This window comes from Mycobacterium sp. WUMAC-067 (genome assembly GCF_020217485.1).
Lineage (GTDB): Bacteria > Actinomycetota > Actinomycetes > Mycobacteriales > Mycobacteriaceae > Mycobacterium.
Map to the genome: position 1 here is coordinate 1 of NZ_JAEKMI010000081.1, position 11,534 is coordinate 11,534.

General features: G+C 65.8%; 11 protein-coding genes and 1 tRNA gene. 7 read left to right on the forward strand and 5 right to left on the reverse strand.

Features of this window, described 5'->3' with window-relative positions; translation table 11 throughout:
- The first annotated feature begins 101 nt into the window (after nt 1–101).
- The gene (locus JF781_RS26395) at nt 102–1,031 is read left to right on the forward strand and encodes a Ku protein (RefSeq protein WP_225330479.1); all 930 of its coding nucleotides are present in this window, start codon (nt 102–104) and stop codon (nt 1,029–1,031) included.
- Between the two features lie 15 nt (nt 1,032–1,046).
- Here JF781_RS26395 and pstA read toward each other — a convergent pair whose 3' ends face one another.
- The 4 genes from pstA to pstS (JF781_RS26415) all read right to left on the reverse strand — a co-directional run bounded on the left by pstA (nt 1,047) and on the right by pstS (JF781_RS26415) (nt 5,423).
- Nucleotides 1,047–1,949 (reverse strand): phosphate ABC transporter permease PstA, encoded by a 903-nt coding sequence (pstA, locus tag JF781_RS26400; protein ID WP_225330480.1) that lies wholly within the window; start codon nt 1,947–1,949, stop codon nt 1,047–1,049.
- A 7-nt stretch (nt 1,950–1,956) separates the two neighbouring features.
- Nucleotides 1,957–2,892 (reverse strand): phosphate ABC transporter permease subunit PstC, encoded by a 936-nt coding sequence (gene pstC / locus JF781_RS26405; RefSeq protein WP_255642376.1) that lies wholly within the window; start codon nt 2,890–2,892, stop codon nt 1,957–1,959.
- A 69-nt stretch (nt 2,893–2,961) separates the two neighbouring features.
- Nucleotides 2,962–4,074 carry a phosphate ABC transporter substrate-binding protein PstS gene (gene pstS / locus JF781_RS26410; protein ID WP_225330482.1) on the reverse strand — a complete coding sequence of 371 codons (1,113 nt, stop codon included), beginning with the start codon at nt 4,072–4,074 and terminating at the stop codon, nt 2,962–2,964.
- 242 nt (nt 4,075–4,316) lie between these two features.
- Nucleotides 4,317–5,423: a phosphate ABC transporter substrate-binding protein PstS gene (gene pstS, locus JF781_RS26415; protein ID WP_225330483.1), complete on the reverse strand. Its 1,107-nt coding sequence runs from the start codon at nt 5,421–5,423 to the stop codon at nt 4,317–4,319.
- 247 nt (nt 5,424–5,670) lie between these two features.
- Between pstS (JF781_RS26415) and JF781_RS26420 the strand changes: the two genes are divergently transcribed.
- The 6 genes from JF781_RS26420 (at nt 5,671) to JF781_RS26445 (ending at nt 10,919) form a co-directional block, all read left to right on the forward strand.
- Complete coding sequence (locus JF781_RS26420) at nt 5,671–6,462, forward strand: SDR family oxidoreductase (protein ID WP_225330484.1); 792 nt, start codon at nt 5,671–5,673, stop codon at nt 6,460–6,462.
- Between the two features lie 24 nt (nt 6,463–6,486).
- Nucleotides 6,487–7,563 (forward strand): diacylglycerol kinase, encoded by a 1,077-nt coding sequence (locus tag JF781_RS26425; protein ID WP_225330485.1) that lies wholly within the window; start codon nt 6,487–6,489, stop codon nt 7,561–7,563.
- An 82-nt stretch (nt 7,564–7,645) separates the two neighbouring features.
- Nucleotides 7,646–8,887 (forward strand): Nramp family divalent metal transporter, encoded by a 1,242-nt coding sequence (locus JF781_RS26430; RefSeq protein ID WP_225330489.1) that lies wholly within the window; start codon nt 7,646–7,648, stop codon nt 8,885–8,887.
- Nucleotides 8,888–9,967 (forward strand): poly-gamma-glutamate hydrolase family protein, encoded by a 1,080-nt coding sequence (locus JF781_RS26435; protein WP_225330486.1) that lies wholly within the window; start codon nt 8,888–8,890, stop codon nt 9,965–9,967. It abuts the gene before it with no gap.
- A gap of 6 nt (nt 9,968–9,973) precedes the next feature.
- A complete protein-coding gene (locus JF781_RS26440) occupies nt 9,974–10,798 on the forward strand; it encodes an LLM class F420-dependent oxidoreductase (RefSeq protein ID WP_225330487.1) in 825 nt (274 codons plus the stop codon).
- 48 nt (nt 10,799–10,846) lie between these two features.
- Nucleotides 10,847–10,919: transfer RNA gene (locus JF781_RS26445), tRNA-Arg, on the forward strand.
- Nucleotides 10,920–10,962: 43 nt separating this feature from the next.
- Here the strand turns inward: JF781_RS26445 and JF781_RS26450 are convergent.
- Nucleotides 10,963–11,534, reverse strand: a 572-nt coding sequence (locus JF781_RS26450; protein WP_225330488.1) for a tyrosine-type recombinase/integrase, incomplete at its 5' end; no start/stop codon positions are given.

Here is an 11,534-nt window from a genome sequence, read left to right on the forward strand (position 1 = left end):
GAGGACGATCTCGCCGTGGCGTTACGCGCTCGGGCGTCTGAGCAGCGGCGCGACGGCGCGGGTGCTGTTAGGCAGCGAACACTATGGGCATACTGACTTACATGCGCTCCATCTGGAAGGGTTCCATCGCGTTCGGTCTGGTGAACGTCCCGGTCAAGGTGTACAGCGCCACCCAGGACCACGACATCAAGTTCCACCAGGTGCACGCCAAGGACAACGGCCGCATCCGATACCAGCGCGTGTGCGAGGTGGACGGCGAAGTCGTGGAATTCCGGGACATCGCCCGGGCCTACGAATCCGATGACGGTCAGATGGTCATCATCACCGACGACGACATCGCCACCCTCCCCGAAGAGCGCAGCCGCGAGATCGAAGTGCTGGAGTTCGTGCCGGCCAGCGACGTGGACCCGATGCTGTTCGACCGCAGCTACTTCCTGGAGCCCGATTCCAAGTCGTCGAAATCCTATGTGCTGCTTGCCAAGACGCTCGCCGAGACGGACCGGATGGCGATCGTGCATTTCACGCTGCGCAACAAGACCCGGCTGGCGGCGTTGCGGGTCAAGGACTTCGGCAAGCGCGACGTGATGGTCATCCATACGTTGTTGTGGCCCGACGAGATTCGAGACCCGGACTTTCCGATCCTCGACAAGAAGGTCGAAGTCAAGCCCGCCGAACTCAAAATGGCCGGGCAGGTGGTGGATTCGATGGCCGAAGAGTTCAACCCCGACCGCTACCACGACGACTACCAGGAGCAGCTGCACGAGCTGGTCCAAGCCAAACTCGAAGGCGGAGAAGCGTTTACCACCGAGGAGCAGCCCAAGGAGCTGGATGAGACCGAGGACGTCTCCGATCTGCTGGCCAAGCTGGAGGCCAGCGTGAAGGCGCGCTCCGGTGGCGGGGACGGCAAAGCCCCGGCGAAAAAGGCACCCGCGAAAAAGAGCGCCGCGAAAAAGACACCCGCCAAGAAGACACCCGCAAAAAAAACCGCCGCCAAGAAGGCTCCAGCCAAGAAGGCGGCCTCGAAGTCCTGACCCGACACGCCTCGATCAACGTTTGCGGGTGGCCAGGAAACGGGTGCCCGCGGCGACGATGTTGATCACGGCGACGATGATGATCAGCGTCAGCGCCGCGCCCCAGATCCGCAGGAAACCGGCGTGTTCGGGGTTGGTGAGTTCGGTGTAGATCAGCAGCGGCAGCGAGGCCATGTTGCCGTGGAAGACGTCGAAGTTGATCGACCGGCTGTAGCCGACCAGCACCAGCACCGGCGCGGTTTCGCCGATCACCCGCGCGATGGACAACAAGATGCCGGAGATGATGCCGGGCATCGCGATCGGAAACACCATCCGCACGATGGTCGTCCACTTCGGCACGCCCAGCGCGTAGCTGGCCTCGCGCAGGTCGTCAGGCACCAACCGGAGCATTTCCTCGGCGGAGCGCACCACCACCGGCAGCATCAGCAAGACCAACGAGAGCGACACCGCGAACGAGCTCTGCTGGAAGCCGAGGGTGGCGATCCAGAGGCTGAAGATGAACAGCGCCGCGACGATCGAGGGAACCCCGGCCAGCACGTCGACCATGAACGTGGTCAACCGCACCAGGCGGCCAGAACCGTATTCGACCAGGAAGACGGCGGTCATCAGGCCCAGCGGCACCGCCAGGGCGGCGGCCACCCCTGCCTGCACCAACGTCCCGTACAGCGCGTGGTAGACGCCGCCGAGGAACTGTTCGGGGAGCACGCCGCGCAGCGAGTGGGTCCACCATCCCGACCGGGTCACGGCATACCAGCCTCGCGCGATCACGATCGACAGGACCCAGAACAGCGGCACCAGCGCGATAAGGAAGGAGGCGAGGAAGAAGATCGTCGCGGCGCTGTTGGTGATCCGCCGCCGGAAGCTGAGCGGCCGGAACACCTCGGCCTTGACCGGCCGGTCGAGCGCGTCAACCGTCATGGGCGCGTCATCCGTTGACCTTGCCGCCGGCGATCGCGCGGGCCAGCGCGTTGACGACGAACGTCAGGACGAACAGCGCGAATCCCGCCGAGATGTACGCCCCGGTGGGCAGCGGTGCGCTGAACTCCGCGGCCGCCGACGCGATCTTGGAGGCAAACGTGTAGCCGCCGTCGAACAGCGACCAGTGCCCCGGCTGGGCGGCCGACCGCAAGATGATCAGCACCGCGACCGTCTCACCCAGCGCGCGACCCAATCCCAGCATCGAGGCGGCGATGACGCCGCTGCGGCCAAACGGCAGCACGGTCATCCGCACCACCTCCCACTTGGTGGCGCCGAGGGCCTGCGCCGCTTCCATCTGGATGTGGGGGGTCTGCCGAAAGACCTCGCGCGAGACGGAGGTGACGATCGGCAGGATCATCACCGAGAGCACGACGCCGGCGGTGAAGATGGTGCCACCGCCGGCCAAGGACACGTTGCCCTGTTTGAACAGGAAAAACCAGCCCAGGTGCCGGTTGAGGAACGCCGCCACCGGCTCGATCCGCGGGGCGAGGACGAAAATTCCCCAGAGCCCGAAGATGATCGACGGCACCGCGGCCAGCAGGTCCACCACCGCGCCGAACGGGCGCGCCAGCCGCTTCGGCGCGTATTGGGTGAGGAACACGGCGATACCGACCGCGATGGGCACGGACAGCACCAGCGCGGTGAGCGAACTGAGCACCGTGACCATGAGCAGGTCGCGGATGCCGAAGGCCAGCTTGTGGGGGTTGCTGGTGCTGAACTCCGCGCTGGTGAAGAAGTTTGCGTGATTGACGCGCAACGACGGGACGGCGCGCAGCAAAAGGAACACCGCGATCAACAGGATGGCGACCACGATCGTCGAGCCGGCGGTGGCGGCGACCAGCTTGAACAGCCGGTCCCCCCGCCGCGCCACGCGTGCACTCAGCGCCGTTGATGCCGGCTCTTCCGCGGTCGACGGGCTGGTTGCTGTTCCTCGTGTCACGACCACCTCAGGCTATGCGATGGCGTTGATGGAATCAGACAGTCTCGCCTTGAACGCGTCGGGGATCGGGATGTAGCCGTTGTCGGCCAGGCCATTCTGCCCGGCGCCGATGGTGCTTTGCAGGAATCCCTTCACCGCCGTGCCGACGCCGGAGTCGGGGTACTTCGAGCACACGATCTCGTAGGTCGCCAGCACGATCGGGTAGGAACCGGCCTGCTTGGGCTTGTAGAACGACAGCGTGTCGAGCACCAGGTCGTTGCCCTGACCGGAGATCTTGGCCCCAGCAATCGTCTTGCCCACCGATTCGGCGCTGATCGACACCGCGTCCGGGCCGGCCGAGGTGATGACCTTGGCCATGTTCAGTTTCTGCGCCTGAGCAAACGACCATTCGTTGTAGGTGATGGACCCTTCGGTGGCCTTGATCGCCGCCGACGTACCGTCGTTGCCCTTGGCTCCCTCACCGACGCCGCCTTTGAAGGTCTTTCCGGCGCCTTTGCCCCACGCACCGTCCGCGGCGGCGTCGAGATACTTCTGGAAATTGTCGGTGGTGCCTGACTCGTCGTTGCGGAAGACGACGTGAATCGGCACGCCGGGCAATGTGGCACCGGCGTTGAGCGCCTGAATCGCGGGGTCGTTCCACATCGTGATCGCGCCGTTGAAGATCTTGGCGGCCGTCGGTCCGTCGAGGGTGAGTGAATCCAGGCCCGTCACGTTGTAGGTGATGGCGATCGGGCCGAATACGACCGGCAGATTCCAGGCCGGCGAACCGCACCGCTGCTGCGCGGCAGCGTATTCGTTGGCCGCCAGCGGCGAATCAGAGCCACCGAAATCCGTTTGGTTGCCGCTGAATTCGCTGATTCCCGCACCCGATCCGTTGGCCGTGTAATTCAGCGTCTGGCCCGGGCAGGCCTGCTCGAACGCGTTGACAAAGCGGGTCATCGCGTTGGCCTGGGCCGTCGACCCGCTGGCCTTGAGGGCCTTCTTCCCGCCGCAACTCACCTTGCCCGACGACGAACCGGCCGGTGCATTGGCGCCAGTCCCGTTGTTGTCGCTTCCGCACCCCGACAACGCCAGCACACCAACGCCCAGGACACTCAGCACGGCGCCAAATCGGTTGAGTTTCAATTCGCTTCCTTACGGTGGGTATGAACCATGATCGGCTCCGGTCAGTTAGCCATGGCGCGCCGACCGGTCCGCCTCGCGGCCACGAACGTAACAGTAACAATTGAACGTTGAGCAAACTTTTCGGCGATCGCCGCTGAACGCGCCGGCGCACCGTCGCGACGTTGACGGGAGCACACCGTGACGTCGCCTTGTCGGCATTCGTCAGCAAAGCACACATCCGCCCCGCCGGCCGGCTGCTCAGATCACGCGAGGGCGTTGATCGAACGCGACAGCCGCGACTTGAACGCCTCCGGCACCGGCACATACCCGTTGTCCGCCAAGCCATTCTGGCCGGCACCGATGGCGCTTTGCAGGAACGCCCTCACCGCGGCGCCGACCTTCGGGTCGGGATACTTCGAACACACGATCTCGTAGGTCGCCAGCACGATCGGGTACGAACCGGGCCGGGTCGGCTTGTAGAACGAGAAGGTGTCCACCACCAGGTCGTTCCCCTGCCCGGTGAGGGTGGCACCGGAAATCGTCCGCCCGACCGAATCGGCACTGATCCCCACCGCCTCGGGTCCGGCCGAGGTGACGATCCTGGCCATGGTCAGCTGCTGCGCCAGGCCAAACGACCATTCGTTGTAGCTGACCGAGCCTTCGGTCGCCTTGACGGCCGCCGACGTCCCGCCGTTGCCGTCGGCGCCCTCCCCGACCCCACCGTGGAACGTCTTCCCGATGCCCTTGTCCCAGACACCGTCGGACGCGGAATCCAGGTATTTCTGGAAATTGTCGGTGGTGCCGGACTGGTCGCTGCGAAACACGACACGGATGGGCTCGGCGGGCAACGCGGTACCCGGGTTCAGCGCCTGGATCGCCGGATCGTTCCAGACGGTGATGGCACCCTTGAAGACCTTCGCGGTGGTGGGACCGTCGAGGATCAGCGAGCTGACGCCCTTGACGTTGTAGGTGATGGCGATCGGGCCGAACACCACGGGCAGATTCCATGCCGGCGAATCGCATCGGTTTCGCGCGGCGAAGTATTCGATGGGGGTCAAGGGTGAATCCGAGCCCGCGAAATCGATTTGGTTTCCGGTGAATTGGCCGATTCCCGCGCCGGAGCCGTTGGGGGTGTAGTCCAGCGTCTGACCGGGGCAAGCGCGCTCGAACGCGCCGGAGAACCGGGTCATCGCGTTGGCCTGGGCCGTCGACCCCGCCGCCTTCAGGGCCTTCGTGCCGCCGCAGTCGACCGTGCCCGGCGAGCCCGCCCCGCTTCCCCACGCTCTGCTGTCGTGAATTCCGCATCCCGACAACACCAGCGCGGCGGCGGCCAGGACGCCCAACAAGGCACCAAATCGGTTGCGTCCCAATTCTCTTCCTCACGGTAAGGACCAAAATGGTCGGCGACACCGAGCTAACCGCAACAAGGTGAACGGCGGGCAAATGGTCTGGCAGCGCGGGCCGCGGTCGCCGACTCGGCCCGCCAAGGGTCGCCAATCCGAGGGCCGCACTGACGGCGGGCCCAACAGGAAAATAGAACTTGTTCTAGAAATGCCTTATCCGGGGCGGCCCAGCTTGCTACGGTGTCGCCTGACACCGAAACGAAGAGGGGCTTCCATGATCCTTGACAGGTTCCGTCTCGACGACAAAGTCGCCGTCATCACCGGTGCAGGCCGCGGCCTCGGGGCGGCCATCGCGCTGGCTTTCGCCGAGGCGGGCGCGGATGTTCTCATCGCCTCGCGAACCGAAACCCAACTAGAGGCCGTCGCCGAACAGGTCCGCGCCGCCGGGCGCCGTGCCCACATCGTGGCCGCCGACCTGGCGCATCCGGAGTCCACCGCCGAGCTGGCCGGTCAGGCCGTCGAGGCGTTCGGGAAACTAGACATCGTCGTCAACAACGTCGGGGGAACCATGCCCAACACGTTGCTGACGACCTCGACGAAGGACCTCAAAGACGCGTTCACCTTCAACGTCGGCACCGCCCACGCGCTGACACTGGCGGCGGTGCCGTTGATGCTGGAGCACTCCGGCGGCGGCAGCATCATCAACATCACCTCGACCATGGGCCGGCTGGCCGGACGTGGCTTCGCGGCCTACGGCACCGCCAAGGCCGCACTGTCTCACTACACCCGGCTCACCGCCCTGGACCTGTGCCCCCGGATTCGGGTCAACGCGATCGCGCCGGGGTCGATCCTCACCTCCGCCCTGGACGTGGTGGCCTCCAACGACGAGCTGCGCTCCCCGATGGAGAAGGCCACCCCGATGCGCCGGCTCGGCGATCCGGTCGACATCGCCGCTGCCGCAGTCTATTTGGCCTCGCCCGCCGGCAACTTCCTGACCGGCAAGACCCTCGAGGTCGACGGCGGCCTCACGTTCCCCAACCTCGACATCCCCGTCCCGGACCTGTGACCCCCGACCGCTAAGGAGCACGTCATGCCCATCCCCGTCGTCCAACTGGGCACCGGCAACGTCGGTATCCACGCGCTGCGGGCGCTCATCACCAATCCGGAGTTCGACTTGAAAGGCGTCTGGGTGTCCTCGGACGCCAAGGCGGGTAAGGACGCCGCAGAGCTCGCCGGGCTCACGAAGGCGACGGGGGTGCTCGCCAGCACCGACCTGGATGCGGTGCTGGCCACCGGGCCCCAATGCGCGGTGTACAACGCGCTGGCCGACAACCGGTTACCCGAGGCGCTCGAGGACTACCGCCGCGTGTTGGCGGCCGGGATCAACATTGTCGGCAGCGGCCCCGTCTTCTTGCAGTATCCGTGGCAGGTGATCCCCGAGGAGCTGATCAAACCCCTCGAAGACGCAGCGCGCGAAGGCAATTCAAGCCTGTACGTCAATGGCATCGATCCCGGCTTCGCCAACGACCTGCTGCCATTGGCGCTGGCCGGCACCTGCCAGAGCATCCAGCAGATCCGGTGCATGGAGATCGTCGACTACGCCACCTATGACAGCGCCGCGGTCATGTTCGACGTCATGGGATTCGGTAAGCCACTCGACGACGTTCCGATGCTGCTGCAGCCCGGTGTGCTCAGCCTGGCGTGGGGTTCGGTGATCCGGCAAATGGCGGCGGGCCTTGGCATTTCGCTCGATGAGGTCACCCAGTCGCACGTTCGCGTACCGGCCCCGGAGGACTTCGACATCGCCTCGGGCCATATCGCCAAGGGCACCGCCGCGGCGCTGCGCTTCGAGGTGTTCGGCATGGTCAACGGCCATCCCGCCGTCGTGCTCGAACACGTCACCCGGCTGCGTGAGGACCTGTGCCCCGAGTGGCCGCAGCCCGCACAGGAGGGCGGCTCCTATCGCATCGAGGTCACCGGCGAACCGTCGTACGCCATGGACATCTGCCTGAGCAGCCGCAAGGGCGATCACAACCACGCCGGATTGGTGGCCACCGCGATGCGGGTGGTCAACGCGATCCCGGCGGTGGTGGCCGCCGACCCGGGAATCGTGACGACGCTCGACTTGCCGCTGGTCACCGGCAAGGGGCTCTACCTCCCGGAGTGAGCCCCACGGGGGTAAAACGTCGCGCCGCCAGCCGGCCCGCCGAGATGTTCGACTAACCTCACTTTCTTATTCGGTGAAGTGAATCGAGGTCGGCACGTTGGCGCAGCGCACCCAGAGCTCGCTCAAGGGCAACTGGTACCTGCTCGGGCCGGCCTTCGTCGCCGCGATCGCCTACGTCGACCCGGGCAACGTCGCGGCCAACGTCAGCGCCGGCTCGCAGTACGGCTACCTGCTGCTATGGGTGATCGTCGCGGCCAACGTCCTCGCGGGCCTGGTCCAGTACCTATCGGCCAAGCTCGGACTGGTCACCGGGCGCTCATTGCCGGCCGCCCTCGGCAGGCGGATGAGCCGTCCACTGCGGCTGGTGTATTGGGCCCAGGCCGAACTCGTGGCGATCGCCACCGACGCGGCCGAAGTCGTCGGCGGGGCCATCGCCTTGCACATCCTGTTCGGGTTGCCGCTAATGGTCGGCGGGCTCATCACCGGCGTGGTGGCCTTGCTGCTGCTGGGCATTCAGGACCGGCGCGGACAGATCATCTTCGAGCGGGTCATCACCGGCTTGCTGCTGGTCATCGCGATCGGGTTCGCGGCGAGCTTCTTCGTCAAGACCGCGCCGCCCCACGATGTGTTGGGTGGGCTGGTGCCGAGGTTCCGCGGCACCGAGAGTGTGCTGCTGGCCGCCGCCATCCTGGGGGCCACCGTCATGCCGCATGCGGTGTACATGCATTCGGGTCTGGTCCTGGACCGGCACGGGCATCCCGACCATGGGTCGCATCGCCGCCTGCTGCTGCGCATCACCCGCTGGGACGTCGTCCTCGCGATGGCGGTGGCCGGCACGGTGAACGCCGCGATGCTGCTGGTCGCCGCGATCAACCTGCAGCACCGCAACGTGAGCGCTTCGATCGAGGGCGCCTATTCCGCCATCCACAACACGCTGGGCGCGACCATCGCGGTGCTGTTCGCGATCGGACTGCTCGCGTCCGGGCTGGCGTCCTCGTCGGTGGGCGCCTACGCCGGCGCCATGATCATGCAGGGGTTGCTGCACCGGTCGATCCCGATGGTGGCGCGTCGGTTGATCACCCTGTGCCCCGCCCTGGTGATCCTGGCGCTCGGCTTCGACCCCACCCGCGCATTGGTGCTATCCCAGGTGGTGTTGTCGTTCGGCATTCCGTTTGCGGTGCTGCCCCTGATCAAGCTGACGAGCAATCGCGAGCTGATGGGCGACGACGCCAACCACCGCATCACGACGATTCTTGGCTGGGGCGTCGGCATATTGATTAGTCTGCTTAACATGATGCTCGTCTGGCTGACGGTGACCGGCTGAATGCCGGCCCTGCGGCATCTGTACTTCGCATACGGCTCGAACCTATGCGTCAGGCAGATGGCGCGGCGTTGTCCCGACGCCGCCGATCCGCGGCCGGCGGTCCTCGCCGATCACGACTGGCTGATCAACCAGCGCGGCGTGGCCACCGTCGAACCGTTGGCCGGAAACCAGGTGCATGGGGTGCTCTGGCAGATCTCCGACGGCGACCTGGCGACATTGGACAGCGCCGAGGGTGTGCCGGTGCGCTACCGGCGCGACCGGCTGACCGTGCACACCGACGACGGGCCGTCACCGGCCTGGGTCTACATCGACCACCGGGTGACGCCGGGGCCCCCGCGCCCGGGCTACCTGCCCACCATCATCGACGGCGCCACGCAGCACGGGTTGCCCCAGCGCTGGCTCGACTTCTTGCGCCGCTGGGGCCCCGCAGGCTGGCCTCGCCCGAAACCGTCGGCGGCGTCCGGCCCTGCGCCACAGTCACTTTCGGCGTTGCTGAGCGAGCCCGGGGTTACCGAGGTCAGCCAATTACGTTCGCGTTTCGGCTTTCTCGCCATCCACGGCGGTGGACTCGAAGAGATGACCGACGTGATCGCCGAACGCGCCGCCGAGGCCGCCGACGCTTCGGTGTATGTCGTGCGTCATCCCGACCACTACCCGCATCACCTGCCGTCGGCCCTGTTCGATCCGGCCGAGTCGCCACGGCTCGCCGAGTTCCTCGACCATGTCGACGTCGCGGTGTCCCTGCACGGCTACGGCCGCGACGGGCGCAGCACCCAGCTGCTGGCCGGCGGGCGCAACAGGGAGTTGGCCGCCCACTTGGCCCGCCACATCCGGCTGACCGGTTACCAGGTGATCACCGACCTCGACGACATTCCACCGGAATTACGCGGCCTGCACCCGCGCAACCCGGTGAACCGGGTGCGGGAGGGCGGAACCCAGCTCGAGCTTTCCGCGCGGGTCCGGGGGATCAGCCCGCGCAGCCCGCTGCCGGGCGATGACGGTTTGTCGTCGGTCACCAGCGCGCTGATCCAGGGGCTGGCGGTTACCGCCCGTAGTTGGTCAATGTCATTGGAACGTTAACGGAGGTTGTTGGTGGCCAAGGATTTTCGCTTCGGTATGAGCATGCGGTTCTTCAAGTCGCGCGAGGCGTTGCTCGACAAGGCGAAGCGCGCTGAAGACGCCGGCTTCGACATTCTTTGTGTGCCAGACCATTTAGGCGCGGCCGCGCCCTTCCCGACCCTGACCGCGGTCGCGATGGTCACCACGACGCTGCGGCTGAGCATGTACGTGCTCAATTCCGCGTTCTACAAGCCGGCCCTGCTCAGCCGGGACATGCAAGCCCTCGATCTGCTCAGCGACGGCCGCCTCGAGATCGGGCTGGGCACCGGCTACGTCCGCGAAGAGTTCGAAGCCGCCGAGATCCCATATCCCAGCGCGGGCGCCCGGGTCGACTACCTCGAACACATGACGAAGTATCTGAAGGAACACCACCCGTCGACGCCACTCATCATCGCCGGCAACGGCGACCGGGTGCTGACCATCGCCGCACGCAACGCCGACATCATCGGATTGACCGGCTCCAAAGTGCGCGCTGTCGAGGACCCGTTCGCCGAGCGTGTCGACTTCGTCCGCAACGCCGCCGGGGATCGGTTCGACTCCCTTGAGCTGAACCTGGCGATCACGGCGATGCCGCGCGTCGGCGAGACCGAGCCGGACCTGAAACTGACCCGGAGCTACGCGCCGGACCTGTCCGATGAGGAGATCCTGTCGCAGCCGTCGGTGCTCAGCGGTTCGCCGCGCGAAATCGCCGACACGTTGATCGCGTACCGGGAAAAGTACGGTGTGTCGTCCTTCACCGTGCAGGACAACAACATCGAGAACTTCTCGAAGGTGATCGCCGAACTGCGCTGACCGCCGTGGCCCTCGGGTTTAAACCTGCCCGGTAAGCTCAGGCCGTCCGCCCTCGTAGCTCAGGGGATAGAGCACGGCTCTCCTAAAGCCGGTGTCGCAGGTTCGAATCCTGCCGGGGGCACTTACCATTTTCGCAGGTCAGCGAGCATTTCCGGGCGACTGCCCTACTCCTCGTCGCTCCCTTCTGGTCGGTGTGTGGTCGGTGCTTCAGTGGTACTGGGTAGCGCTGATTGGTCGTCGCGAGCACGAATCTGTATGTCCGCCAGGTAGCGCTCCACCGCAGCCGAGCGAACGTGTCCCTCCGGAACCACACGATTCTCTAACGCCGCTGAAGCCGCCGTATTTCGACGAGCCGCACGCTTAACCGCCGCATTTCGCGAATCAGAATTATCTTGCATACCAGGATCCTGCTCCTGCAACACCGCGCGCGCAGCAAGGTCGAGACGTAGCGCGACATCATCGAGGTCGCTCGGGAAAAGACCGGCGTAGTGATTAAGGGTTGTGGCGGCGGACTCATGGCCGAGCAGCCGCGCCACTGCGACCACCGACGCACCTGCTTGAATCGCGAGAGAGGCGGCGGTGTCGCGGAGGTTGTGCGGAGTGATGTCGAGTTTCAGGGCGTCGACAGCATCGTCGAAGACGTCGCGACGGAAGTTTCGGTTGCGCAGCGGTGTCTGATTCGCCGAAGGGAAAACGAGCCCATCTGGTTTCTGACCTGCTCTGAACATAGCGAGTT

What these genes read in the sequence shown, in the direction of transcription:
- JF781_RS26395 (WP_225330479.1), top strand. Translation starts at nt 102, where the DNA reads ATGCGCTCCATCTGGAAGGGTTCCATCGCGTTCGGTCTGGTGAACGTC.
- pstA (WP_225330480.1), bottom strand. Translation starts at nt 1,949, where the DNA reads ATGACGGTTGACGCGCTCGACCGGCCGGTCAAGGCCGAGGTGTTCCGG.
- JF781_RS26420 (WP_225330484.1), top strand. Translation starts at nt 5,671, where the DNA reads ATGATCCTTGACAGGTTCCGTCTCGACGACAAAGTCGCCGTCATCACC.
- JF781_RS26425 (WP_225330485.1), top strand. Translation starts at nt 6,487, where the DNA reads ATGCCCATCCCCGTCGTCCAACTGGGCACCGGCAACGTCGGTATCCAC.
- JF781_RS26435 (WP_225330486.1), top strand. Translation starts at nt 8,888, where the DNA reads ATGCCGGCCCTGCGGCATCTGTACTTCGCATACGGCTCGAACCTATGC.